This is a genomic window from Corynebacterium urealyticum DSM 7109 (assembly GCF_000069945.1).
Lineage (GTDB): Bacteria > Actinomycetota > Actinomycetes > Mycobacteriales > Mycobacteriaceae > Corynebacterium > Corynebacterium urealyticum.
Window position 1 is genome coordinate 1,338,762 of sequence record NC_010545.1, and the last position, 23,828, is coordinate 1,362,589.

Genomic DNA, 23,828 nt, shown 5'->3' on the forward strand with positions numbered 1-23,828 from the left:
CCTCTCACCGGAGCCAGCACTTTAAGGAATGAGCATGAAGCGCAAGCTCGCCGTCGCCACCGCCACGGTCCTCTCCCTCGCCTTCCCCACCGCCATCGCCAACGCGGCTCCGGACCCAACCACCGGGGTGGAACTCGGTGTAAGCCAGAGCCAGTTCTCGGCGCTCCAGGCCCAATTCAACCCAAGCCTCGCACGCACGGAGGGTCTCCGAGCCGTCCGTCAGCTCCGCGAGGAGATGTGGAACCTGAACCCTTACCTCAGCGTCAACGGATCCACTGGAACGAAGCTTCGCGATGTTGTGCGGGCCAAGGGTTGGAGCAAGACTGACTACATCAGCAACGTCTCGATTGATAGCGACCTCACGTGGATGGCTATTCAGCGCGCTTCCGAACAGGTCCACCGTTTCGAGCCCGCACACACTCGCCCCAACGGCGGGAACATCTGGGACGCCACGCGAAACGGTCGTCGTTCGAACGGCGAAATCCTCATGACCGGGACCGGTGTCACTCTCTCTGACGCGATCGTCAAGTACTGGGGCCATGGAGAACTTCGAGCACTCAATGCAAGCAAGGGCGAGGCGAATGCTCAGAGTGGCCACCTGCACACGCTCATTAATCCGGAAAACACATACTACGGATTTGGTCGAGTCAGTGGTCGTAAGAACGGTCAGGGCTCTGTCGACACCGTCATCGCGGGGCTCTCGGGCGTTGCACCAGCGAAGGCCCTCGCGAATGAGTCCAACACCCCGAACAAGACCTACAACACCTGGCTTTATAATGCTGCCGGTGACCGAAGGGATGTCACGGGAGTTAAGGACAACGCTCCGGGCCAATTCCCTTCTGGCATCACCAACCCAGGCGGCACCTCTGGGTCCAGTGGCGACATCGGCATGATCATCAGCATCATCCTGGGCACCATCTCGATCCTGGGCAGCATCTGGATGGCGATCCAGCAGTTCCTGCCCCGCTAAGTCGGCAGCCTCTGCGCAAGCCTGAACCCCGCGGAAAATTTTCCGCGGGGTTCTTCGCTACCTTGCCCCTAGCGTCCGCGCGCTAGCGGCGAGTCCGATGCGAACGCTGGCGCGGCGCGTCTAAGGATCCAGTTGCGCGCCTAGCCGACGGTGTGGACGATCATCACGTCGCAGTCGGACTGGCGGGCCACATCGGCCGGAACCGAGCCCAGCAGGCGGCCGGTGAGGGAGTTAATCCCCCGGTTACCCACCACGAGCAGGTCGGCTTTCTCCTCGGTCACCACGGCCATGAGCGCGTCCACCGGGGCGCCCTCCCGCAGCACGGCGCGCACCTTCTCGGCCCCCTCCTCGCGGGCGACCTCCATCGCGGAGCCCAGCACTTCCTCGGCGTGCTCGTCCCCCACGACCGGCGAGGACTCATCCCGGCGCGAGGCCTGGGTGTCAGCCTCCTTGGCGAAGTACGCCGACGCGAGCACCAGCTCCGAGCTAAAAGCCGCTGCGATTCCCGCCGCACGCCGGACGGCGAGGTGGGAGGATTTGGATCCATCAGTGCCAACGACGATCTTTGAGAACATGCTCTTCATTCTATAGGCCAGCTTCCTTCATGCCCCGAAGTTCCTTATTCAGGTCCGCAATTTCATCACGCAGCCGGCCGGCCAGCTCGAATTTCAGCTCTCGTGCGGATTCCTTCATCTGCGCGGTGAGGCCTTCGATGAGCTTTTCCAGCTGTGGGCGGGCCATGTCGCCGCGGTCTTCCGCTCGGCCGAAGGTGGCCATGTCCCCCTCCACGCCAGTCGAGGCAGAACCCGCAACCTCGCTGCCCGGCTCGCCGTAGCCTTCGGAGAATTCCTCGACCTGGTCCAGGATGTCGGCGATCTTCTTGCGCAGTGGCTGGGGGTCGATGCCGTGCTCCTCGTTATAGGCGATCTGCTTCGCCCGGCGCCGCTCTGTCTCGTCGATCGCGTTGCTCATCGACTCGGTGACGTTATCGGCGTACATGATGACCTCACCAGAGACGTTTCGGGCGGCACGGCCGATCGTCTGGATCAGTGAGCGGGTGGAGCGCAGGAAGCCTTCCTTATCCGCATCCAGGATCGCGACCAGGGAGACCTCCGGCAGGTCGAGGCCCTCGCGCAGCAGGTTGATGCCCACCAGCACGTCGAACTCCCCGAGGCGTAGCTGCCGCAGCAGCTCCACGCGCTTGAGGGTATCGATATCCGAGTGCATGTAGCGCACCCGCACGCCGTGTTCCAGCAGGTAGTCGGTGAGGTCCTCGGCCATGCGCTTGGTGAGGGTGGTGACGAGCACGCGCTCGTCCTTATCCGTGCGCTTGCGGATCTCCTCGATAAGGTCGTCGATCTGCCCCTCCGTGGGGCGCACCTCCACCTTCGGGTCCACCAGGCCGGTTGGGCGAATCACCTGCTCCACGAACTCGCCCTGGGCCGCGGCGATCTCGTAATCCCCCGGGGTGGCGGACATGTACACGCACTGGCCCTTGCGGTCGTCGAATTCTTCCCAGGTCAGCGGTCGGTTATCGAGCGCGCTGGGCAGGCGGAATCCGTGCTCGACCAGGTTGCGCTTGCGGGACATGTCGCCCTCGAACATGCCGCCGATTTGCGGCACCGTCACGTGGGACTCGTCGATGATCGTGAGGAAGTCCTCCGGGAAGTAGTCGATCAGCGTCGCCGGGGCACTGCCGGCGGGTCGGCCGTCGATGTGCCGGGAGTAGTTCTCGATGCCGCTGGTGAAGCCCACCTGCTGGATCATTTCGAGGTCGTATTCCGTGCGCATCCGCAGCCGCTGCGCCTCCAGCAGCTTGCCGCGGTTCTCCAAGTCCTCCAGGCGCTCCGCCAGCTCCTCCCGGATGGCCTGCATCGCCTTTTCCATCCGCTCCGGCCCAGCGACGTAGTGGGTGGCCGGGAAGATGCGCAGTTCATCCACTTCGCGGATCACGTCGCCGGTCAGCGGGTGAATGTAGTACAGCGCGTCGACGTCGTCCCCGAAGAACTCGACGCGGACGGCGAGCTCCTCGTAGGCCGGGATGATGTCCACCGTATCGCCCTTCACGCGGAAGGCACCGCGGGTGAAGGAGACGTCGTTGCGGTCGTACTGGATGTCGACGAGTAGGCGGAGGAACTGGTCGCGGTCGACTTCCTCGTCCACCCGCAGGACGACGGAGCGGTCCAGGTAGGACTGCGGGGTACCCAGGCCGTAGATGCAGGACACGGAGCTGACGACGACCACGTCGCGGCGGGACAGCAGCGCGGAGGTCGCGGAATGGCGCAGGCGCTCGACGTCGTCGTTGATCGAGGAGTCCTTCTCGATATAGGTATCGGTCTGCGCGATATAAGCCTCGGGTTGGTAGTAGTCGTAGTAGGACACGAAGTACTCCACCGCGTTATTCGGCAGCAGGGAGCGCAGCTCGTTAGCCAGCTGCGCGGCGAGGGTCTTATTCGGCGCCATGACCAGGGTGGGGCGCTGCTGTTGCTCGATCAGCCAGGCTGCGGTCGCCGACTTACCCGTACCGGTCGCGCCCATGAGGACGACGTCGCGTTCGCCGCGGTTCAGCCGCTCGTCGAGTTCCGCGATGGCGGCTGGCTGGTCGCCCGCGGGTTCGTACTCGCTAATGACCTCGAATTTGGCATCGCTGCGCTCGACCTCCCCCACGGGGCGGAATTCGGAGTAGGACAGCTCGGGACGCTCTGCTGCAAAAGCCATGTGTCTATCCTAGGCAGCCCACGTGGTGGGCAGCCACCGGGCTGAGGTGTGGCTGGGCGGCCGGCTGGCAGGCACTGCGATGGCTGGGGCAGGGTCGCGGTACGCGCCCGGGGGTTACTGCCGTCCGAGCCGCTGGATTATTTCTCGCCGAGCTGTGGCGCGACGACCTGCTCCCAGAAGGTGTCGACCTGCTGGAGGAGCTGATCCCGGGTGCCGGAGTTATCCACCACGGAGTCCGCGGCGGCGAGGCGCTCCTCACGGCTGATCTGCGCCGCGATGCGGCGGCGGGCGTCCTCCTCGTCCAGGCCTCGGGAGTTGACCAGGCGGTCGATGCGGATCTCGTCCGCCGCGTCAACGACGAGCACGTGGTCCGTCTTCTTATACTCGCCGTTTTCGATGAGCAGCGGCATGTCGTAGACGAGCACCGGCACGGCCTCAGTGCGGGCCTGGGCGAAGCGCTCGAGGGTGCGTTCCCGGATGCGGGGGTGGGTGATGGAGTTCAGCTTCTCGGTGGCCTCCGGGGTGGCGAAGGCCTGCCGGGCGAGCTCGGCACGGTTGAGGGTGCCGTCCGCGTTGAGTACCCCGTCGAAGGCCTCAGCCAGCTCCGCGAGGGCGGGTTCGCCGGGTTCGACGATCTCGCGGGCGATCTTATCGGCGTCGACGATCCGGGCACCGAGGGTCTTCAGCCGACTGGCGACGGTCGTTTTCCCGGAGCCGATGCCACCGGTGAGTCCGATGAGAAACATTGCTTCAATCCTAAGAGCTCAGGAGCAGGCGATTAGCCGACTGCAGGCACTGTGCCCACGAGACGGTCACGTTGGTGTAGTCCACGCGCAGCTGATTTGCCGTATAAAAATCGCCGTCGGTCACTGCCTGCTGCCACTGGCCAGCTATCTCGTCCGACTGTGCCTTGAGCTTCTTGCAGTTCTTCGGGTTGAGCATCAAAGATCCGCCCGAACCTGCAGTGGGCCGTTCGATGTCTGGGAGTGGCTGGGCTTCCTCAGCCTTTGCCGGCGCTGCCCCGCCGCCGACACCTGCCGAGAGAGCGAGAGCTGCGGCCAGCGCAACGGTGGCGCGTTTCCGAAAAAGATTCATGCTCCTAAAGCTACATCACTTGAAGATCCCCGTTGTGATTGAATTAACACCATGACTGTTCTCTCCGGGCATCGCAGCCCTTCCCCTTTCACCCGCCGTGGAACCAGGACGGCGTTGCTGGTCGCCGCCCTCGCCACGTCCTCCTTCTCGGTGATGATCGGCTCCGCTGGCACCGCGCACGCCGCTGGGCCGTGCTCGGCCTGGTCCCCCGGCAGCTCCGACACAGCGGCAGCGTTGGGCTCCAGCGGCAGCTCCTCGGGCTCCTCGGCCCCTCGTGGTTGAAGGGCATCCCCGGCGGCATGCCTTCCTTGACCGGTAACACCACGGCCATGCACATCCTCACCGGTCCCAACGGCCCCGATCAGCTCTCCAAGTTCGGCTTGGCCAGCACGGACCTGGGCTTCATGTGGGACGCCGGCGACGGACGCACGCTCGCTGTGTTTGGGGACTCCTTCAGCTGCGGCCCCCGCGGGGACGGCTGGCATTCGAATGCGATCTTCGAATCGGACGACCGCGACCCGTCCAACGGCATTCACATCACCCGACCGGCCAACGGGGACCGTTCGGACGAGTTCCTCCCGCGTTCGCTGAAGATCGACGGCGTGGAGATGACGGTCATCCCGACCTCCGGCATCGCGATCGACGGCGTGCAGTATGTGGACTTCATGTCCGTGAAAAAGTGGGGAACGCCCGGAAACTGGACCACCAACTACGCGGCCACCGCCAAGTCCACCGACGGCGGAAAGACCTGGACCGTGATGGAGGGCTCCAAGCGAACCAACACCAACCCCTCCACCAGTGATAAGTTGCCCGCGCTGCCCGCCCACGTTCGCGGCGCGGAGAACTTCCAGATGACGGCCTTCGCCGCCCCACCAGCCGAGAGTAACGACCCCTACGTCTACGTCTACGGCACCCCCAACGGGCGTTCGGGGCAGGCCCGGCTCGCCCGCTTCCCGAAGGACAGCTTCGCCCTCTTCCCCGGTGCTGCGGCCCACTCCGACGCCGAGTTCTACACCGGCAGCGGCTGGAGCCCCGCCATGTCGGATGCCGCACCCGTACTCGACGGTAAGGTCTCCGAGCTCTCGGTGATGTACCACCCGGAACAGGATGCTTGGCTCGCACTCTACGAGGCGCCGCAGGGCGTGGTGATTAGGAAGGCTGCCTCTCCGGAGGGGCCGTGGAGCACGCCGACGACCCTGGTCTCTCGCGCTCAGATCGGTGACCTCTACGGCGCATTCATGTTCCCCCACCAGGTCGATAAAAACCTCTACTGGGTGGCCACGACGTGGAAGGACTACAACCCGGTCGTGTACAAGACCGACCTGGGTCGCGTGTTCCAATAGAAGCACCTATTAACGCTCATGGTCTGAGCACGCCGAAGGCGCCCCGCGGGCGAGGAGAATCCTCCGCCGCGGGGCGCCTTCTCTTTCGCTATCGGCGCAGCTGGTTTAGCGCTCGACGATGGCGACGATGCCCTGGCCACCTGCTGCACAGATGGAGACCAGTGCGCGGCCGCCGCCGTTCTCCTCGAGCAGCTTCGCGGTGGTGGCGATGATGCGGCCACCGGTTGCGGCGAATGGGTGGCCAGCGGCCAGCGAGGAGCCCTTGACGTTGAGCTTGGAGCGGTCGATCGCACCCAGCGGCTTGTCCAGGCCCAGGCGCTCGCGGCAGTACTCCTCGGATTCCCAGGCCTTCAGGGTGGCCAGGGTCTGGGAGGCGAAGGCCTCGTGGATCTCGTAGAAGTCGAAGTCCTGGAGGGTCAGGCCGTTGCGCTCCAGCATGCGCGGGACGGCGTAGGTCGGGCTCATCAGCAGGCCGTCCGGGGTCTTGCCGTCGTGGCCGTGCAGGAAGTCCACGGAAGCGACCTCGGAGTCCACCAGGTAGGCACGGACCGGGAGGTTGCGCTCCTTGGCCCACTCCTCGGAGGAGAGCAGGACGGCGGATGCCCCGTCGGTCAGCGGGGTGGAGTTACCGGCGGTCATGGTGGCGGTGGTGCCGTGCTGCGCGGCGTCGCGCTTGCCGAAGACCGGCTTGAGCTTGGCCAGCTTCTCCGGGGTGGAGTCCGGGCGCAGGTTGGTGTCACGCTGCACGCCGAGGTACGGGGTGATGAGGTCCTCGAAGAAGCCCTCGTCATAAGCCTTCGCGAGGTTCTGGTGGGAGGTCGCGGCGAACTCGTCCTGCTCCTCGCGGGTGATGTTCATCTCACGGGCGGTGATCGCAGCGTGGTCACCCATGGACAGGCCGGTGCGCGGCTCGCCGTTGCTCGGCTGATCCGGTGCCAGCTGGGCCGGGCGGATGGAGCCGACCAGCTTCAGGCGCTGCTGGGTGGTCTTGGCCTGAGTCAGCTTGATGAGAGTCTTGCGCAGCTGGTCGCCGACCGCCAGCGGGGCGTCGGAGGTGGTGTCCACGCCGGAGCCGATGCCGGACTCGATTCGGCCCGCGCGGATGGCATCGCCGACGGCGACGATGGCGGCCAGGCCGGTGCCACAGGCCATCTGCATGTCCATGGCCGGGGTGGTGTTGGACAGGGAGGAGCCCAGCACGACCTCGCGAACCATGTTGAAGTCGCGGGAGTGCTTCAGGACCGCACCGCCAGTGACCAGGCCGAGCTCTTCGTCCTGGAGGCCGTAGCGGGCGACGAGGCCCTCGATGGCCGCGGTGAGCATGTCCTGGTTGGATGCGTCCGCGTACTCCTTGTTGGAGCGGGCGAAAGGAATGCGGTTGCCGCCGAGGATGGCGACCTTCTTCTGGTTACCGTTCGTCATGATGGTTTTCACTCCGTCTCTAGAATGTGCACCAAAGTTGTGCGTCTCCCAACCGACTATAGAGACGTGCTGGGGCGTGGGTTAGAAAACGAAAATATAAAAATAATTTCACTAGATTTCACCCTCAGTGTGACCCCCAACACCGTAGAGTTGAGGTCACGTTCTTAAAAACCTTCTCCGGTCAGCGCGCTGTGCCCGCTAGCCCGCGCCTTATCTGAAGGGGCGCTCCCAGCGCGCAGCAAGTTAACGTGACGCGAAGACCGGAAAGCGACAACCCGAAGGAGAATAAGTGTCTAAGACTTCCTCCCAGCACTCCGACCGTTACGGCGAGTTCATCGAGTCCCCGTTCGGCAACTTCCTGGCTGACAAGGTCGGCCTGCCGAAGCCTGAGAAGCTGCGCCGCTACAAGGCCGGCGAGCCAGCACTGCCGGGCCTCGTGCTCGTCGGTGGCCAGGGCCGCCTGATCGACCCGGTCACCTCCCTGCTGGATGCGGACTACGACCTGACCCGCGACTCCGGTGACAGCAAGTACGCCGCCTTCGTTTTCGACGCGACCGGCATCACCAAGCCGGAGGAGCTCCACCAGCTCTTCGACTTCTTCAACCCGGTGATGCGCAAGCTCGCCCCGAACGGCCGCATCGTCGTGCTCGGCACCACCCCGGAGCTTGCCGAGTCCACCGACGAGGCGATCGCCCAGCGCGGCCTCGAGGGCTTCAGCCGCTCCGTGGCCAAGGAGCTGCGCCGCGGCGCGACCGCCCAGCTGGTCTACGTCAGCCCGAAGCTCTCCGGCGACTTCACCGGCCTGGAGTCCACCCTGCGCTTCCTGCTCTCCGGCAAGTCCGCCTACGTTGACGCCCAGGTCATCCGCGTCGACGACACCGCAGCCACCGCACCGGCCAACTGGGATCAGCCTTCTGAGGGCAAGGTCGCCGTCGTCACCGGTGCTGCGCGCGGCATCGGAGCCACGATCGCCGCGGTCCTGGCTCGCGACGGCGCGAAGGTCATCTGCGTGGACGTCCCGCAGGCCGGCGACGGCCTGGCCGAGACGGCCAACCGCGTCAAGGGCACCTCCCTGCCGCTGGACGTCACCGCCCCGGACGCGGCCGACAAGCTCAAGGAGCACGCCGAGGCGCGCTTCGGCCAGGGCATCGACATCATCGTCCACAACGCAGGTATCACCCGCGACAAGCTGCTCGCCAACATGGACGACGCACGCTGGAACGCCGTCATGGCCGTGAACCTCATCGCCCCGGTCCGCATCACCGAGGGCCTGATCGCCAACGGTGGCCTCAACGACAACGGTCGCGTCATCGGTGTGTCCTCCATCGCTGGCATCGCCGGTAACCGTGGCCAGACCAACTACGGCACCACGAAGGCCTCCGTCATCGGGCTGGTCAACACCTTCAGCGAGAAGCTGGCGGACAAGAACATCACCGTCAACGCCGTGGCACCGGGCTTCATCGAGACCCAGATGACCGCCGCCATCCCGTTCGCGACCCGCGAGGCCGGCCGTCGCATGAACTCCCTGCAGCAGGGTGGCCAGACCATCGACGTTGCAGAGACCATCGCCTACTTCGCGGCACCGGCTTCCAACGCCGTGACCGGCAACGTGGTCCGCGTCTGTGGCCAGTCCCTGCTGGGCGCGTAAACAAAGCACTGCCCCGCTGACATCTTTTCAACTTCTTAAAGGAGGTTCCTGTGGCTGAGGTTTCCTACAAGGAACTGCCCAAGATTCCGGCTCTCATGGACGAGTACCGGAACGCAGTCAAGGACATTCTGCCGGTCGTCGGGTCCACGCGCTCCGCAAAGGACAACCCGAAGACCGCCTTCGAGGTCCGCGGCGTGAACATCGACGTTCCGCACCTCGCGGCGTACTGCAGCGCGACGGACCTGCGACTGACCAACGAGCTGCCGCTGACCTACCCGTACGTGCTCTCCTTCCCCATCGTGATGAAGGTCCTCACGGCTCCGGACTTCCCGTTCGGCGCTGTGGGTGCGGTGCACCTGAATAACGTCATCGAACAGAAGCGGGCGCTGACGGTCGACGACGTCCTGGACATCAAGGTCCACGCCGAGAACCTGCGCGAGCACAACAAGGGCCTGCTCATCGACCTGGTCACCGAGATCACCTCGGGCGGCGAGATTGTGTGGCGCCAGGTCTCCGGCTTCCTGGCCAAGGGTGCGAAGCTATCGAGCTCCTCCCCGCTGGCAGGTGGCGAGAAGACCGACGGCGTGATCCTGCCGATCACCGAGCTGGCGGATCCGCGTCCGACCGCGAACGTGCGGGTCACCCCGTCCCAGATCAAGGACTACGCGGAGGCTTCGGGCGATAAGAACCCGATCCACGTCTCCGGCGTGGGTGCGAAGGCCTTCGGATTCCCGGCGGTCATCGCGCACGGCATGTGGTCCGCCGCTCGCCTACTGGCCACGCTGGAGGGAGAGATCCCGTCCGCGGCGCGCTACACGGTGCAGTTTGCTAAGCCGGTGACCCTGCCGGCCAATGTCGCGGTCTTTACCGAGAAGGCTGCCAACGGCGACTGGGACGTCCAGCTACGCAAGGCATCCAAGCTGGACACGGTCCACGCAGTGGCGAAGATCGAGCAACTCTAAGCCACTCGCTGTAACACTCCCCCTTTCGGCCGGTTCGCGTTCTCCGCGGGCTGGCCGAAAGCCTTTTGTTGGCCGCGAACTACCATGAGAATCATGGAGCAGGTACAGCAGGCCTTCTACGAGCAAATCACGATCGACCCAGCCCGCATCCCCATCGTCATCCTCTCGGCGCTGGCGATCTACCTCTTTTTCCTGATCCTCGTGCGACTGTTCGGCGTCCGCATCATGACGAAGATGAATGCCTTCGACGCGGTCGTCCTGGTCATGTTCGGCGCGGTCTCGGGCCGCGTGGTCATCGGGCACCCGCCGACCCTTGCCGCGGGGGCGATCGGACTGTTCACACTCATGCTGCTGGAGGCGATCTTCGGAGCAGCGCGCAAATCCACCGCCGTGAGCCGCGTCTTCGACGAGGACCCCCAGGCCGTCTTCGCGCACGGCCAGTACCTGGACCGGCAGCTGCGCCGCACCCACGTCTCCCGCGACGACCTGCGGATGGTCATGCGCCGCGCTGGAGTTGCAGCCCCAGCCGACGTGCAGCTGATCATCCTGGAGCCCACCGGTGAAATGACCGTCTACAAAGTCGGCATCGTGATCGACCCGGAGATGCTGCGCGGGGTTGCGGGGCTCCCCTCAGGGTTTACGCAGCACGATCGCGAGAATCACTAGGGCGATACCGGCCAACTCCGTGAGGCTGATCCACTGCTTCAGCGCCACCGCGCCCACCAGGGTCGCAACGAGCGGCAGCACGGCCTGCAGGAGGGCGAACAGCGAGGACCCCGCGAGCCTCAGCACCACCTGGTCCAGGGAATAAGGGATCGCAGCCGAGAGCAGCCCCAGGCCTGCGGCGAGCCCGATGATCGTCGGTGCGGCCATCGCGAGGTTCTCTGGCCACAGCCAGATGGCCAGGGGAAGACCAAGGACACCGGCGTAGGTGAAGCCCACCGCCAGCGATGCCTTCGAGGTGTCCGCGTTGGAGGAAATCTTGGCACCAAGCAGAATGTAGCCTGCCCAGAAGCCACCCGCGGCCAGCGCCCAGAGGATGCCGCTAGCCTCAGCTGACCACTGGGCCCCGGAGATCACCAGCACGCCAGCGATGGCGAATCCGAGAGCTAGCCAGTCGCGCAGCAGCCTCGACCCCCAGGCCGCAACGATCACCGGCCCAATGAACTCGATCGCCACGGCCGAACCCAGCGGGATGGACTGAATGGCCATGTAGAAGGTCATGTTCATCGCCATCGCGGCCACACCAAAGAAGGTGGCGATCAGCGCCGGGCGGCCGATGAAGGAGCTCGCCCGCGGCCGGAAGAAAGCCCAGAGGATCAGGCCTGCTGTGGCAATGCGGAACCACGCCACCACCACCGGTGGGAAGTGATCGAATAGCCCCACGGCCAACGCTGCGCCCACGTAGAGCGAGAGGCCGGAGACCGCCATGATTGCCGGAGGCAGCACGCGGGAAGAGCCCTGGTGAGAAAGCGATCCGAACATGCCGTTGATCCTATCCAACCGCCTTCAAACACGAAGAAGGGCCCGCACCGTATGGTGCGGGCCCTGCTTTCAGCGCTCTAGCGTCGTTGTTTCAACTCCGCCAGAGCTGGTTGGTGCGATTTACTCGCCGCCGGCCAGCTTCTCGCGCAGAGCAGCCAGCTGCTCGTCGGAAGCCAGGGTGCCAGCGTCCTCGGCCGGAGCCTCGGCTGCCTTGGTCTCAGCGCCGGACTCGGAGGAGTAGCCGCCCTCGCCGTTAGCCGCAGCCTCAGCAGCTGCGGCGCGGTGGCGCTCGATCTGAGCTGCGTGCAGACGGTGGCGACGCTCGGACTCGGCGTAGCGAGCCTCCCATGCCTCACGCTGCTCGTCGAAGCCCTCGAGCCACTCGTTGGTCTCCGGGTCGAAGCCCTCTGGGAAGATGTAGTTGCCCTGCTCGTCGTAGGAGTCAGCCATGCCGTACTTGGACGGGTCGAACTCCTCGGTGAAGTCCTCGTCAGCCTGCTTCAGGGACAGGGAGATACGACGACGCTCGAGGTCGATGTCGATGACCTTGACCATGACCTCTTCGCCAACGTTGACGATCTGGTCCGGAACCTCGACGTGGCGCTCAGCCAGCTCGGAGATGTGAACCAGGCCCTCGATGCCCTCCTCGACGCGAACGAATGCGCCGAACGGAACCAGCTTGGTGACCTTGCCCGGAACGATCTGGCCGATCGCGTGGGTGCGGGCGAAGACGCGCCATGGGTCTTCCTGGGTTGCCTTCAGGGACAGGGAGACGCGCTCGCGGTCCAGGTCGACGTCCAGAACCTCGACGGTGACCTCGTCGCCAACGGTGACAACCTCAGACGGGTGGTCGATGTGCTTCCAGGACAGCTCGGAAACGTGGACCAGGCCGTCAACGCCGCCGAGGTCAACGAATGCACCGAAGTTGACGATGGAGGACACGACGCCCTTGCGGACCTGGCCCTTCTGCAGCTGGTGCAGGAACTCGGAGCGGACCGCGGACTGGGTCTCCTCCAGGTATGCACGGCGGGACAGCACGACGTTGTTGCGGTGCTTGTCCAGCTCGATGATCTTGGCCTCGATCTCCTGGCCGATGTACGGCTGCAGGTCGCGGACGCGGCGCATCTCGACGAGGGAAGCCGGCAGGAAGCCGCGCAGACCGATGTCCAGGATCAGGCCGCCCTTGACGACCTCGATGACGGTACCGGTGACCGGCTCGTCGTTCTCCTTGAGCTGCTCGATGGCGCCCCAAGCGCGCTCGTACTGGGCACGCTTCTTGGACAGGATCAGGCGCCCCTCCTTGTCCTCCTTGGTGAGGACCAGAGCGTCGATCTCGTCGCCAACCTCGACAACCTCATTCGGGTCGACGTCGTGCTTGATGGACAGCTCACGGGACGGGATTACGCCCTCGGTCTTGTAGCCGATGTCCAGCAGGACCTCGTCGTGATCGACCTTGACGATGGTGCCCTCGACGATATCGCCATCATTGAAGTACTTGATGGTCTCATCGACGGCGGCGAGGAAATCCTCAGCGGAGCCAATGTCGTTGATGGCTACCTGAGGGACGTTGTTGGTTGGCATATGGAAGTGTTCTCCGAAACGGAAATCAAATAGAAATGGACAGGGTCAAACTGCGCCTTTCGACGCGTAACGTACTGAAGGTTACACGAGAGGCTTTAGCTGCACAAACACCTGTTTTGCAAATTCCTCGGTCGTGGCGGGGCGGGGCGCACCTTCCACCCCACGCGCCACAGCAGGCTCATCTGCCACAGGCGTTGCGGTCTCGGGGTCTGCTGCGGCAGCCTCTCGGACCAGATCCGCGGTCGGCGCCTTGACCACGGCCTCGCGTACCGCGCCTTCCAGAAGCTCCGCAGCTTGCGGATAACCCAACGAGTCGAGCATCTGCGCGGCGGAGTTCATGATGCCCGCCGGGTTGGCAATGCCCTGCCCCGCGATATCCGGGGCGGAACCGTGCGCCGCCTGTGCCATGACCTGCGACTCGCTGGCATTGATACTGCCCGCAATCCCCAGCGAACCACCCAGCCCACCGGCCAGGTCGCTCAAGATATCGCCGAACATGTTCTCGGCCACGATCGTGGCATAGCGCTCCGGTCGGGTCACCAGCTCGGCGCACAGGGCGTCGATATGAACGGGCTGAACCTCGACCCCGAACTCTTCCGCGCAGGCCTTCGCCTCGGCGACGTAGCGCCCCGAGGTCTCGGTCAGCACGTTGGACTTGTGCGCCACCGTGAGCACCCCGTCGCGGGCGGCGGCGATGGCGGCGGCGCGACGGACGATGCGGCGGATCTTGGTCTGGGTGAAAACGCCGATCGCCAGGGAGACTTCCCCGTTGACCGTGATATCGCCGCTGCCCATCAGCATGTTGCGGTCGGCGTACATGCCCTCGGTGTTCTCCCGGACGATCACCACGTCCAGGTCCGGGTGCACCGCCCCTGGCACGCCACGCACCGGGCGAATATTCGCCCACAGATCCGCCTGTTTGCGCAGATGAGCAGAAGGGTTGAGCTGGCCCGCCACGCTCGGCGGATAAGACACATTGTCGTGAGGACCCAAGATCCAGCCATCCAAGCCAGTGATCGTCTCCCAGGTCTCTTCCGGCACGATTCTTCCGGTGGCGTTGATCGCCTCGCGGCCCAGCAGCAGTGGCACAAACTCCGGTGTCGCTTCCCCACTGGCCTGTAGCGCAAGTTCCACCGCCTGCACCGTCGGGGCGACGATCTCCGGGCCGATGCCCTCGCCCTGCCATACTCCGAGACGACAAGTTTCTGTATTTGCCATGCACTCCACCCTAGGGCTCGCAGACCGGCCGAGCACAGGGTGTTCACATTATTTTTGCGTGCTGCCCGAACCCGACGTCCTGAAATAAACCCAGCGTGCCTGGTGTCTTTTGCAAGGATTCGGCCGTAAAGTACCTCGGGTGACTGATTACTCTTCGCACTCCGCAGCATCGGAGCAAGCCCCGGCCGACACGGCCGACAGCTCCAGCGGCGTGAGCTTTGACAAGACCAAGCCCTCCGCTCTCACGATCATCCTCAACGCGATTCGCGGCGGCCTGATTGGCCTGGCCGAGCTCGTGCCAGGTGTGTCCGGCGGCACGATCGCGCTGGTGACCGGCGTGTACGAGCGCGTGATCTATAACGCCAACGTCTTCCTCGACGGGGTGAAGACCCTGCCGAAGGGTCGGGCGAAGGCCGGCCAGCGTTTCCGCGACGTGGACTGGTGGCTGCTGATCCCGATGCTCATCGGCATGGGACTGATCGTGGTCCTCATGGCGGGGCCTATGAAGGACTTCGTCACCAACCAGCCAGTCGCAGCGCGTGCCCTATTCCTCGGCATGGTGATGGTCTCTATCGCCGTTCCGCTGCTGATGATCGACTGGAAGAGCTCTTCGGCGAGCTGGGCGAAGGTGCTGCCGGTGATGGGCATCTTCGCGGTGCTGACGTTCTGGGCCACCGGGTTCACCAGCAGCACGCAGCGTGAACCACACCTGATCATCGTGTTCCTCGCTGCAGCGGTCGCGATCTGTGCGCTGGTGCTGCCCGGCGTGTCAGGCTCCTTCTTCCTGCTGGCCGTCGGCCTTTACGAGGCCACGCTCGGCGCGGTGGACGAGCGTAACTTCACCTACTTGGGTGTGTTCGCCCTCGGCGCGCTGACGGGCATCGTGCTCTTCGTCCGCCTGCTGGAGAAGATGCTCAACGAGCACCGCACCGTCACGCTGGCTGCGATGGCCGGTCTGCTGTTGGGAAGCCTGCGCGCGCTGTGGCCATGGCAGGACGACGCCGCTGGTCTGCTCGCCCCGGGCGAGAATGTCGGTGGTGCCATTGTTCTGTTCGTGCTGGGGGCAGCGATCGTAGCTGCGATGGTTATCGCGGAACGGCGCTTCGGGGGCGACAAAACCGAAGCCACCGCAACGTCCTAGAAGGCGTCTGTAACAAGGCGAGAAACCCCACGGTGAATGATTGAACTGATCACCGTGGGGTTTCGCATTGCTGTGGGGGTAGCGCCACACGCACGGGGTGGCGCCACAAGCACGTCGCGGCGGCGCTGTGGCGGCGATGCTACAACGCTGGGGCGAAGGCTAGTGCCCGGCGAGATCCCAGTTCTCGCCGTGGCCTGCGGAGACATCCAGGGGGACCCGCAGGCTGGCTGCCGAATCCATGTTCTCCTCCAACAGCTGCTGGATCTGCTCGAGCTCACCGGGCGCGATCTCCAGCACGAGCTCATCATGGACCTGCAGCAGCACCCGGGACTTCAGATTCGCATTGCGCAGCGCGCGATCCACCCGCAGCATCGCGAGCTTGATGATGTCCGCAGCCGTACCCTGAATCGGCGCATTGAGGGCGGCACGCTCGGCATTCTCCCGAGCCACCCGGTTCGAGCTGGCCAGCTCCGGCAGGTAGCGGCGGCGACCGTAGAGCGTCTCTGTGTAACCGGTTTCCTTCGCCGCCTCGACGACCTTATCCAGGTAGCGCTTCACGCCGCCGAAACGGTCGAAGTAGTTTTCCATGATCCCCTTGGCCTCGCCCGGGCTGATGCCCAGCTGCTGGCTGAGTCCAAACGCGGAGAGCCCGTAGACCAGGCCATAGCTGAGGGCCTTGACGCGACGGCGTAGCTCCGGGGTGACCTCGTCCACGGGGACGTCGAACACTCGGGAGCCGACGTAGTTGTGCAGGTCCTCCCCCGCCCGGTAGGCCTCGATCAGACCTGCGTCCTCGGAAAGGTGCGCCATGACGCGCATCTCGATCTGCGAGTAGTCGGCGGTCAGCAGCGTCTCGTAGCCCTCTCCGACGCGGAACGCGGAACGGATCTTGCGGCCCGCTTCCGTGCGCACGGGGATGTTCTGCAGGTTCGGTTCCGAGGACGACAGTCGGCCGGTCGCCGCTCCCTTCTGGTTGAAGGTAGTGCGGATGCGGCCGTCGCCGTCGATGGCGTTGATGAGGCCGTCAATGGTGCTCTTCATCTTCTGGTACTCACGGTGCGCCATGAGGTGGTTGAGGAAGGGGTGTTCGGTCTGCTGCTGCAGCTTCTCCAGCTCCGCGGCAGCAGTTGAGTAGCCGGTCTTCGTCTTCTTGGTCTTCGGCAGGCCGAAGTCCTCGAAAAGTACCTTCTGCAGCTGCTTGGGGCTGGAGAGGTTGAGCTGATCGTCCTCGGCGAGCTCGCGTGCGGCGGTGACCTCGTCGGCGATCTGGGCTTCGTAATCGGCGGCGAGCTCCTCGAGGGCGGCCTTATCCACCGCGATGCCCCGGGCTTCCATCTCCGCCAGGATGTGGGTCAGGGGCACCTCCATGGAGAAGTAGAGCTCGGCCTGGCCGGCGTCCGTGAGCTCCTGGTTCATGATCCCGACGAGCTCGCGGACCGCCTGGGCGCGCTCCAGGCTGCCCGAGTTTTCGGGCAGGTCGCGGCCCGCGTGGCGCTGCAGCACGTCTCCCAGCGACCAGCTGCGCAGGTCCGGGCGGACGAGGTAGGCGGCCACGGAGGTGTCATGTTCCACCCCGTCGAGGGCGAAGCCTTGCTGCCGCAGTGCGTGGAAGCTCTGCTTGGAATCGTGGAACCACTTCGGCGCGCCACGGTCGGCAAGCCAGGTGCGCAGAACCTGCTCGTCCTTCGCATCCAGGGCGGCAAGGTCAAGCTTTAGGCCTTTATTTTCGGCGCTGAGCAGGCCGAGTGTCTCACCGTCAATGTCCACGGCGAGAGCCTCGGCGACCGCGTCACGGCCCTCCTGGTAGGCGGCGTTCTTCTTCAGCCAGTTGGCGAGTTTGCCGGGGGTCAGATCTTCCTCGGTGATGGGGATGCTCGCGGTGTCCTCGAATTCCACCCCGAGGGTGCGGAAGGTGCGGTTGCGCAGCGTAGTACCGAACTGCAGCTTCTCGAAGATCGCCAGCGCGTCGTTCGGGTCGATATCCGCCGGCTTCAGCGTGTCCAAGCTGTCCACCATGTCCAGGTCCCGGACCATTTCGGTGATCTTCCGGGCCAGCTGGACATCGGCGACATAGGCGCGCAGGTTTTCGCCCACCTTGCCGCGTATGTCGTCCATGTTGTCGATGACGCCGTCCAGGGAACCGTACTTCTGGATCCACTTCTGGGCGGTCTTCGGACCCACACCCGGCACGCCCGGCATGTTGTCCGAGGTATCGCCGCGGAGTGCCGCGAGATCCGGGTACTGCTTCGGGGTCACGCCATACTTCTCTTCCACGGCCTCCGGGGTGAAGCGGTGGAGCTCGGAGACCCCGCGCAGGGTGTAGAGGACGGTGACGTCGTCCTCGACGAGCTGCAGGGAGTCGCGGTCACCGGTGCAGATGAGGGTGTTCATGCCCGCGTCATGGCCCTGGGTGGCTAGCGAGGCGATGATGTCGTCCGCCTCGTAGCTTTCCTTATCCAAGGTGGTGATGCCGAGGGTCTTCAGCGTCTCGCGGATCAGCTCGATCTGGCCCTTGAACTCCGGCGGGGTGGATGGGCGCTGCGCCTTGTACTCGGGGAACTCCGCTTCGCGGAAGGTCGGGCCCGAAAGGTCGAAGGCGGCGGCGATATGGGTGGGCTTTTCCTGTTCCACCAGCCCCAGGAACATCCCCAGGAATCCGTAGACGGCGTTGGTGTGCTGCCCGCCGGTCGTCGAGAAGTTCGCCGCCGGGAGGGCGTAGAACGCCCGGAAGGCAAGGGAATGCCCGTCGAGGAGGAGCAGGGTTTCTTCAGATTTACCACCGGTTGTCATGCCCGCCATCCTACTGAACCGCACCCCGCCCGCTGTTTTGTGCCCACCTGGGCGCTGCCGTATGCTTTGACCTATTGCGCCCCCGTAGCCCAATTGGCAGAGGCAACGGATTCAAAACCCGTCCAGTGTGAGTTCGAGTCTCACCGGGGGCACGTTTTAACCCCGCTGCGACCAGCATGAGCGCCAGGTCACAGCGGGGTTCTTCTTTTTCCGCCACTTCCGCCGGGCAAGGCCAGGGTGGTTAGCGGAGCATCTTCAACATCAGATATCCGACACCTGCACTGACCCCGATGCAGCCGCCGACCGAAAGGTCCGCCCAGACGCCAACACCTAGGCCGACGAGTCCCATCGCAACCCCAACCAGTGGCGCGGCGATGAGGAGGGTGCGAGTAGTGGAGCACACTCCCACCAAGCCAGCGGCGGGTGCCACGAGCAGAGCGATCGAAAGAATCGTCCCGACAGCAGGAATGAGCGCCACCAGGGTGGCCACAATAAGCGCACTGATGATCCCTTGCGCAAACCTTCGATTGTGGGACACCCCGAATGCTTCAGGGTCGAAGGCGAAGAACACCAGCTTCCGCCAGCCACCCCACAGGATGAACAGAGTGACTGCGAGCAGCCCGAGGGAAATTCCGATGTCCACCCAATCAACGTTGAGCACGCTACCAACGAGGAAGCTCTCCACCTTCACGGGCAGTGGAGCGAAAAACTTGTTGAGGAAATACCCCAGCGCGAATCCTGACGTCAGCACGATGCCTGCAGCGGCAGAGGGCGTTCCAAATTTCGAGAGTCCGAACAGGGCTCCGATGGGGATGCACATGAGTAATGCGCCGAGGAAAAGCAACGCCGAGATCCCCGCGAAGTTCAGACCGAGGGCAGCAGCCACGACCACTCCGAGGACTGCCCCGGGGAAGGTGGCGTGGGTGATGGCTTCGGCGAAGAAGACCTGCTTATTGAGCACAGCGAACACACCCACCAGCCCGGCGAGCATTCCGACGGCGATGACCTCGATGATGGGGAGCAGAAGAATATCAAGCATCGTGGCCCACCCCTGCCTTCAGCCACCGCACCCCAAGGGCCAAGAAGTAGAAGCCGACGGCGGTGAGCGCGACTACTGCCTGCGGGGACACCGGCCCCAGTGGGACGAAGGCGAGGCCCACCACCCCACTCAGGCATCCGATGAGCACCGAGATGGGAACCATCGTGCGCACCCTCGTCGCCACTAACCGGGCTGCTGCACCGGGCACGATGAGGTAGCCAACCACCAGGAGTACTCCGACGGCGCTGGCTGAAGACACGACGATGGCTGCGACGGCGACGTTGATCGCGATGTCAATGACCCACAAGTTGATTCCGCTGGCGGCCGCCGCGACGCGGTCGAAGGCAACAAAGACTTGCCGACGCCACGTCACCGCGATCACCACGAGCGCTACGGCGCACACCATCAGCGCGCTGTTGAGTCGGGAATCCGTGACCTCGAGGAGCCGGCCGAACATCAGCGCCTCCAACTGCCCCGATTGGTCACCCTTCTTCAGGGAAAGCACCACCCCTAGGGAGAAGAAGCTGGTGAGCACCACGGCCACCCCTGGTTCGGATAGCCGCGAGCGGGACACCACCGCCAGGATGACAGCCACCACCAGGGCCAGCGCCGAGGCGGCCGGAATGATCATGTCGATCCCGCCGAACACTGCTCCGGCGACGATGCCGGGGAAGATCGAATGCACCATCGCCTCAGCGTTGAACTCGAGGCTGCGCAAATTCACGATCACCCCCACCAGGCCGGAGACCAGTCCTAATGCGAGCAGCAGCACCAGCGGGCGAAACATGAAGGGCGATATCCCCAGCGCGAGTGCTAGATCAACCCACATACAGCGGCACCACCTCGGCACTCGGCCCGAAGACCGACTGCTCAGCGACAATGAGCGTGTAGTCACAGGCCCGTTCTGCCAGGACGAGATCGTGGGTAGAGGCGATGATCGCGGTGCCTTCTTCTTTCAGCTCTTCTAGCAGGTCCAGCAGCATCTCACGGTTCTGGGAGTCCAGTCCGTTGAATGGTTCATCGAGCAGAATGAGTTCGGTGCGCGCAACGACGGCGCGGGCAAGCAGAACCCGTTGCTGTTGCCCACCGGAGAGGCTGCCAAAGCGCACGTGCGCACGTTCCGCGAGTCCGACTTTTTCCAGGGCCTGGTAGACGCGCTTCTTCTTCCCTCCCAGCGGCTGGAAGGGGCGAAGTTCCCGGAGGACGCCCATCGCGACGACGTCGAAGGCAGTGACGGGGAAGCTACGGTCCAGGTCGGCGACCTGGGGCACGTAGGACAGGCGGGTGGCGTTGACGTCCAACTTCCCATCGGCAAGGCGCACCGCCCCCAGAATGCCGCGCAGCACGGTGGTCTTCCCGGAGCCGTTCGCACCGATCAGCGCGAGACCCTGGCCAGCGTGGAGCCGGGCGTCGAGGTGCTGGACGACGGGCGGGCCACCGTAACTGAACGCGGCGTCCGAAAGCTCAACGATGGGCTGTTCGGAAGATGCAGTGGACATTACTTCAGGCTCTCAGGCAGGTCGGCGAGCTTGCCATCCCAGGCCTCCACGAGGGTGGTGACGTTGTGAATGATCGAGGAAATGTAGGTCTCGCCAGCGGAGCCCGCGGGGCCCAGGGAGTCACCGTAGAGGGCATCGTCGCCGACGACCGCCTTCACGCCGGCTGCCTTGGCGATGGCTTCGATGGACTTCGAGTTATTGGAATTCTCCGCGAACAGGGCGGTAGCTCCGGACTTCCGCACGGTCTCAGCTGCCTTGCGAATGTGGTCGGCGGTGGCGTCCTGCTGGTCGCTGAAGTCGGAGAGCGCGGCGCCGATGAAGTCGATGCCGTACTCCTTGGAGAGGTAGCCAAATGCATCGTGGCTGGTGAACAGGACCGGGTCCTTCACCGTCGCGAAGGACTCGCGTGTCCACTCGTCCAGGTCGTCGAGCTTATCCTGGTAGCTCTTCACACCCTCGGAGATCGCCTTCTTCATCGCTTCGTCGCCGCGCTCATCGGCAATCTTCTCCAGCGCGTAGCCGATGTTCGCCACCTGGACCTTCGCGTTCTTCGGGGAGGTCCAGACGTGCGGGTCGTAGGTGAACTCCGCCTCCTCGCCTGGTTCCTCCGGTGGGAACGGCCAGGGCGCGACGTCCACCTGCTCGATCCCGCGGTCGATCTTGTAGTCACCGTTGGCAGCGTCCTCGATCTGCTTCGGCTTTTCCTTCACGTCGGAAGCGGTGAGCACGCCGGTGGTGACCAGCATGTTGCCCTTGAAGCCGGAGGATTCGATCGCGTTGGAGAGGAAGTGCTCCAAGTCAACGCCGTTGACGAGCAGGAGTTCCGCTTCCGAGGTCGCCTTGAGCTGCTCATGGGTCATCTCAAGCTCGTGAGCGCTCGCATTGGGCGCCAGCAGGCAGGTGAGATCAACCTCGGAGAGGTCCATCTGCTTGACGTAATCGCAAATCTGGGTGGTAGACGCGACGACCTTGATCTGGTCATCGCTGCCGGACGGCTCGCCCTCGCTGCTGCAGGCCACCAGGCTGGCGCCAGCAATCGTGAGCCCGATGGCTGCGGTCAGCGCACGAGCGAATGGGCGGCGGGGGCGCGCGGCTGGGCGTTCGGCGGAGGATGGTGAAGCTGGGGACATGGGTATGAGTTCCTTCTCGACGAGGTTTCGGCTCCCTGTCATCAGGCAGCCACAATTAAGTAAGGCAACCCTAAGTCGATCGCAAAGAGTTAGTCAAACCCCCAGTATAATGGCACTGTTTTCCATTAATACTATCTCCGCTGCTGCGCCCACTCCACCGTTCCGAACCCCAAGCGACAGACTCCGCCCTCGCAGGGGGTATCGCAGCTTCGCCCCTCCTACCGCTACATTTGCACGACCATCTTCCCGGTATTGCCGCCGGTGAACAGCTCCAGGAAAGCCCCAGGCATAGCCTCAATGCCATGACGGGTCGTGACGTCGTACCGAACCTCTCCGCTGGCGATCAGTGGCGCCATCCGCTCCCGGAACTCCCCTGCTACGTCGAGGTACTGCCCCAGCACAAAGCCACGCAGGGTGAGACACTTGCCGATCGCCAACGCAAGGTTTCGCGGCGCGGTCGGCGGCTGTGTGTCGTTGTATTGGGCAATCGCACCACACATCGCAACACGGCCGAAGGTATTCATGCGAGCAATGGCTGCCTCCAGGTGATCGCCGCCGACGTTATCGAAGTAGACGTCGATCCCCTCGGGCGCGGCCTGGCGCAGCTGCCCCGCGAGGTCGCCCTCCCGGTAGTTGATGGCCGCGTCGAAGCCGAGCTCCTTGAGTCGGGCAACCTTTTCCTCGCTGCCTGCCGATCCGATCACGCGGGAAGCGCCCAGGTGGCGGGCGAACTGCCCCACCGCAGACCCCACGGCACCGGCCGCACCGGAGACGAAAACCACGTCCCCTTCCTTGATCTCCGCGATGCGGGTCAGCCCCACGTAGGCGGTCAGTCCGGTGAGGCCAAGGATGCCGAGATAGGCCGCCGCTGGGGCGACATTCAGATCGACTGGCTTAGCCTGCCCCTCATCGACGATGGCGATATCCTGCCAGCCCAGCGGATGGGAAACGGTATCGCCGACCTGGAATTTCTCCGACCGGGATTCGCGAACCACACCCACTGCCCCGCCGGTCATCGGCTTGTTGAGATCGAAGGGCGGGATGTACGACTTGACGTCGTTCATCCGGCCGCGCATGTACGGATCGACCGTGTTGACGGTGTTCTCGACGAGGATCTGTCCCTCAGCTAGGTCTGGGAGCTCGACCTGCTCGAGGCGGAAGTTCTCCATCGTCGGGGTTCCTGTCGGTCGGGAAGCGAGAACCCATTGTTTCGCGGTAACCATGGCACGTTGTCCTCTCTGTTGATTTTCGTGACGCCCACGGTACTCGCCCGAGAGATTTCACCGCTGCCTCTAAAACCATCTCCTTTCGGTATTGCCCCCACACATAAACGAGCGCTAAGGTTAGCCTTAGTAAAGATCACTTAGGGTTGACTAAGTCGCTAGGCCATCTCATGGATGATCAGCGACGAACAGCCCCCACGCTTCCCGAGCAGAACTGAGACCACCTACCCATGAAGCTCCTCCCCATCGCCAGAAAGCCCCGCGCAGCAGCATGCCAGGACAGCCCTTGCGGATCTGGCTCCTGCCTACGCGGCGACCAGGTACCCGCCGACACCTGCGCGCTCCTGCCCGAGTGCTGCCTACAGCGTGTCATCGCTCAGCAACCCGCGCTCGCTACTCGCTTACTCGAACTGGGATTCCGCCCGGGCACGAAAATCCGGGTGGGTGGCACGGTGGCTGGTGGTGCCCGCGTGGTCACCATCGGCAATGCCCACTACGCAGTGGATCATCACACCCTGCGCCAGCTGGACGTCGTCATCACTGCGGCATAAAGGATCGAAAAGA

General features: G+C 64.3%; 22 protein-coding genes and 1 tRNA gene. 9 read left to right on the plus strand and 14 right to left on the minus strand.

Annotated features, from left to right (window positions below; translation table 11 throughout):
- The first annotated feature begins 34 nt into the window (after window positions 1-34).
- Entirely contained in the window at window positions 35-970 is a 936-nt protein-coding gene (locus CU_RS05690) for a CAP domain-containing protein (RefSeq protein WP_012360377.1), read from the plus strand.
- A gap of 140 nt (window positions 971-1,110) precedes the next feature.
- Here the strand turns inward: CU_RS05690 and CU_RS05695 are convergent, their stop codons facing one another.
- From CU_RS05695 to CU_RS05710, 4 genes are all read right to left on the minus strand, one after another.
- Window positions 1,111-1,554: a universal stress protein gene (locus CU_RS05695; protein WP_012360378.1), complete on the minus strand. Its 444-nt coding sequence runs from the start codon at window positions 1,552-1,554 to the stop codon at window positions 1,111-1,113.
- Window position 1,555: 1 nt separating this feature from the next.
- Window positions 1,556-3,688, minus strand: coding sequence for an excinuclease ABC subunit UvrB (gene uvrB / locus CU_RS05700; RefSeq protein ID WP_012360379.1), 2,133 nt, complete (start codon window positions 3,686-3,688; stop codon window positions 1,556-1,558).
- Window positions 3,689-3,825: 137 nt separating this feature from the next.
- Window positions 3,826-4,434: a dephospho-CoA kinase gene (coaE, locus tag CU_RS05705; RefSeq protein ID WP_012360380.1), complete on the minus strand. Its 609-nt coding sequence runs from the start codon at window positions 4,432-4,434 to the stop codon at window positions 3,826-3,828.
- Between the two features lie 10 nt (window positions 4,435-4,444).
- A complete protein-coding gene (locus CU_RS05710) occupies window positions 4,445-4,783 on the minus strand; it encodes a hypothetical protein (RefSeq protein ID WP_012360381.1) in 339 nt (112 codons plus the stop codon).
- Window positions 4,784-4,834: 51 nt separating this feature from the next.
- On the opposite strand from CU_RS05710, the gene CU_RS10940 reads away from it, so the two are divergent.
- Window positions 4,835-5,065: a hypothetical protein gene (locus CU_RS10940; protein WP_231837614.1), complete on the plus strand. Its 231-nt coding sequence runs from the start codon at window positions 4,835-4,837 to the stop codon at window positions 5,063-5,065.
- A gap of 17 nt (window positions 5,066-5,082) precedes the next feature.
- Complete coding sequence (locus tag CU_RS05715) at window positions 5,083-6,126, plus strand: DUF4185 domain-containing protein (protein WP_231837615.1); 1,044 nt, start codon at window positions 5,083-5,085, stop codon at window positions 6,124-6,126.
- A 105-nt stretch (window positions 6,127-6,231) separates the two neighbouring features.
- Here the strand turns inward: CU_RS05715 and CU_RS05720 are convergent, their stop codons facing one another.
- Window positions 6,232-7,548, minus strand: a complete 1,317-nt coding sequence (locus tag CU_RS05720; RefSeq protein WP_012360383.1) for an acetyl-CoA C-acetyltransferase — start codon at window positions 7,546-7,548, stop codon at window positions 6,232-6,234.
- A gap of 289 nt (window positions 7,549-7,837) precedes the next feature.
- On the opposite strand from CU_RS05720, the gene CU_RS05725 reads away from it, so the two are divergent.
- The 3 genes from CU_RS05725 to CU_RS05735 all read left to right on the plus strand — a co-directional run bounded on the left by CU_RS05725 (window position 7,838) and on the right by CU_RS05735 (window position 10,824).
- Window positions 7,838-9,196: a 3-oxoacyl-ACP reductase gene (locus CU_RS05725; RefSeq protein WP_012360384.1), complete on the plus strand. Its 1,359-nt coding sequence runs from the start codon at window positions 7,838-7,840 to the stop codon at window positions 9,194-9,196.
- A 50-nt stretch (window positions 9,197-9,246) separates the two neighbouring features.
- A complete protein-coding gene (locus tag CU_RS05730) occupies window positions 9,247-10,158 on the plus strand; it encodes a MaoC family dehydratase (protein WP_012360385.1) in 912 nt (303 codons plus the stop codon).
- An 84-nt stretch (window positions 10,159-10,242) separates the two neighbouring features.
- Window positions 10,243-10,824 carry a DUF421 domain-containing protein gene (locus tag CU_RS05735; RefSeq protein ID WP_012360386.1) on the plus strand — a complete coding sequence of 194 codons (582 nt, stop codon included), beginning with the start codon at window positions 10,243-10,245 and terminating at the stop codon, window positions 10,822-10,824.
- Here the strand turns inward: CU_RS05735 and CU_RS05740 are convergent.
- The 3 genes from CU_RS05740 to CU_RS05750 form a co-directional block, all read right to left on the minus strand.
- Window positions 10,789-11,643 (minus strand): EamA family transporter, encoded by an 855-nt coding sequence (locus tag CU_RS05740; RefSeq protein WP_012360387.1) that lies wholly within the window; start codon window positions 11,641-11,643, stop codon window positions 10,789-10,791. The genes CU_RS05735 and CU_RS05740 overlap by 36 nt on opposite strands.
- A 120-nt stretch (window positions 11,644-11,763) precedes the next feature.
- The gene (rpsA, locus tag CU_RS05745) at window positions 11,764-13,224 is read right to left on the minus strand and encodes a 30S ribosomal protein S1 (protein WP_012360388.1); all 1,461 of its coding nucleotides are present in this window, start codon (window positions 13,222-13,224) and stop codon (window positions 11,764-11,766) included.
- 81 nt (window positions 13,225-13,305) lie between these two features.
- Window positions 13,306-14,442, minus strand: a complete 1,137-nt coding sequence (locus tag CU_RS05750; protein ID WP_012360389.1) for an isocitrate/isopropylmalate family dehydrogenase — start codon at window positions 14,440-14,442, stop codon at window positions 13,306-13,308.
- A gap of 109 nt (window positions 14,443-14,551) precedes the next feature.
- Here CU_RS05750 and CU_RS05755 point away from each other — a divergent pair, with 109 nt between their 5' ends.
- Window positions 14,552-15,583: a DUF368 domain-containing protein gene (locus CU_RS05755; protein ID WP_012360390.1), complete on the plus strand. Its 1,032-nt coding sequence runs from the start codon at window positions 14,552-14,554 to the stop codon at window positions 15,581-15,583.
- A 159-nt stretch (window positions 15,584-15,742) separates the two neighbouring features.
- On the opposite strand, the gene polA is transcribed toward CU_RS05755, so the two are convergent.
- Window positions 15,743-18,382, minus strand: a complete 2,640-nt coding sequence (gene polA, locus CU_RS05760) for a DNA polymerase I (protein ID WP_012360391.1) — start codon at window positions 18,380-18,382, stop codon at window positions 15,743-15,745.
- A 69-nt stretch (window positions 18,383-18,451) separates the two neighbouring features.
- Between polA and CU_RS05765 the strand changes: the two genes are divergently transcribed.
- Window positions 18,452-18,525: transfer RNA gene (locus CU_RS05765), tRNA-Leu, on the plus strand.
- Window positions 18,526-18,614: 89 nt separating this feature from the next.
- Here the strand turns inward: CU_RS05765 and CU_RS05770 are convergent.
- From CU_RS05770 to CU_RS05790, 5 genes are all read right to left on the minus strand, one after another.
- Window positions 18,615-19,412, minus strand: coding sequence for a metal ABC transporter permease (locus tag CU_RS05770; RefSeq protein WP_012360392.1), 798 nt, complete (start codon window positions 19,410-19,412; stop codon window positions 18,615-18,617).
- On the minus strand, window positions 19,405-20,241 hold the full coding sequence (locus CU_RS05775) for a metal ABC transporter permease (RefSeq protein WP_012360393.1): 837 nt from the start codon (window positions 20,239-20,241) through the stop codon (window positions 19,405-19,407). Before CU_RS05775 ends, CU_RS05770 begins: the two co-directional genes overlap by 8 nt.
- The gene (locus tag CU_RS05780) at window positions 20,231-20,911 is read right to left on the minus strand and encodes a metal ABC transporter ATP-binding protein (protein ID WP_012360394.1); all 681 of its coding nucleotides are present in this window, start codon (window positions 20,909-20,911) and stop codon (window positions 20,231-20,233) included. The genes CU_RS05775 and CU_RS05780 overlap by 11 nt, the downstream gene beginning before the upstream one ends.
- The gene (locus CU_RS05785) at window positions 20,911-22,041 is read right to left on the minus strand and encodes a metal ABC transporter substrate-binding protein (protein ID WP_012360395.1); all 1,131 of its coding nucleotides are present in this window, start codon (window positions 22,039-22,041) and stop codon (window positions 20,911-20,913) included. Before CU_RS05785 ends, CU_RS05780 begins: the two co-directional genes overlap by 1 nt.
- Window positions 22,042-22,265: 224 nt before the next feature.
- Complete coding sequence (locus tag CU_RS05790) at window positions 22,266-23,264, minus strand: NADP-dependent oxidoreductase (RefSeq protein ID WP_012360396.1); 999 nt, start codon at window positions 23,262-23,264, stop codon at window positions 22,266-22,268.
- A gap of 230 nt (window positions 23,265-23,494) precedes the next feature.
- Between CU_RS05790 and CU_RS05795 the strand changes: the two genes are divergently transcribed.
- On the plus strand, window positions 23,495-23,815 hold the full coding sequence (locus tag CU_RS05795; RefSeq protein ID WP_012360397.1) for a ferrous iron transport protein A: 321 nt from the start codon (window positions 23,495-23,497) through the stop codon (window positions 23,813-23,815).
- The last annotated feature ends 13 nt before the right edge of the window (window positions 23,816-23,828 follow it).

What these genes read in the sequence shown, in the direction of transcription:
- CU_RS05720 (WP_012360383.1), bottom strand. Translation starts at nt 7,548, where the DNA reads ATGACGAACGGTAACCAGAAGAAGGTCGCCATCCTCGGCGGCAACCGC.
- CU_RS05690 (WP_012360377.1), top strand. Translation starts at nt 35, where the DNA reads ATGAAGCGCAAGCTCGCCGTCGCCACCGCCACGGTCCTCTCCCTCGCC.
- CU_RS05740 (WP_012360387.1), bottom strand. Translation starts at nt 11,643, where the DNA reads ATGTTCGGATCGCTTTCTCACCAGGGCTCTTCCCGCGTGCTGCCTCCG.
- CU_RS05785 (WP_012360395.1), bottom strand. Translation starts at nt 22,041, where the DNA reads ATGTCCCCAGCTTCACCATCCTCCGCCGAACGCCCAGCCGCGCGCCCC.
- CU_RS05750 (WP_012360389.1), bottom strand. Translation starts at nt 14,442, where the DNA reads ATGGCAAATACAGAAACTTGTCGTCTCGGAGTATGGCAGGGCGAGGGC.
- rpsA (WP_012360388.1), bottom strand. Translation starts at nt 13,224, where the DNA reads ATGCCAACCAACAACGTCCCTCAGGTAGCCATCAACGACATTGGCTCC.
- CU_RS05710 (WP_012360381.1), bottom strand. Translation starts at nt 4,783, where the DNA reads ATGAATCTTTTTCGGAAACGCGCCACCGTTGCGCTGGCCGCAGCTCTC.
- uvrB (WP_012360379.1), bottom strand. Translation starts at nt 3,688, where the DNA reads ATGGCTTTTGCAGCAGAGCGTCCCGAGCTGTCCTACTCCGAATTCCGC.
- CU_RS05780 (WP_012360394.1), bottom strand. Translation starts at nt 20,911, where the DNA reads ATGTCCACTGCATCTTCCGAACAGCCCATCGTTGAGCTTTCGGACGCC.
- CU_RS05735 (WP_012360386.1), top strand. Translation starts at nt 10,243, where the DNA reads ATGAGAATCATGGAGCAGGTACAGCAGGCCTTCTACGAGCAAATCACG.
- CU_RS05695 (WP_012360378.1), bottom strand. Translation starts at nt 1,554, where the DNA reads ATGAAGAGCATGTTCTCAAAGATCGTCGTTGGCACTGATGGATCCAAA.
- CU_RS05770 (WP_012360392.1), bottom strand. Translation starts at nt 19,412, where the DNA reads ATGCTTGATATTCTTCTGCTCCCCATCATCGAGGTCATCGCCGTCGGA.
- CU_RS05775 (WP_012360393.1), bottom strand. Translation starts at nt 20,241, where the DNA reads ATGTGGGTTGATCTAGCACTCGCGCTGGGGATATCGCCCTTCATGTTT.
- CU_RS05795 (WP_012360397.1), top strand. Translation starts at nt 23,495, where the DNA reads ATGAAGCTCCTCCCCATCGCCAGAAAGCCCCGCGCAGCAGCATGCCAG.
- CU_RS10940 (WP_231837614.1), top strand. Translation starts at nt 4,835, where the DNA reads ATGACTGTTCTCTCCGGGCATCGCAGCCCTTCCCCTTTCACCCGCCGT.
- CU_RS05715 (WP_231837615.1), top strand. Translation starts at nt 5,083, where the DNA reads ATGCCTTCCTTGACCGGTAACACCACGGCCATGCACATCCTCACCGGT.
- CU_RS05790 (WP_012360396.1), bottom strand. Translation starts at nt 23,264, where the DNA reads ATGGTTACCGCGAAACAATGGGTTCTCGCTTCCCGACCGACAGGAACC.
- polA (WP_012360391.1), bottom strand. Translation starts at nt 18,382, where the DNA reads ATGGCGGGCATGACAACCGGTGGTAAATCTGAAGAAACCCTGCTCCTC.
- coaE (WP_012360380.1), bottom strand. Translation starts at nt 4,434, where the DNA reads ATGTTTCTCATCGGACTCACCGGTGGCATCGGCTCCGGGAAAACGACC.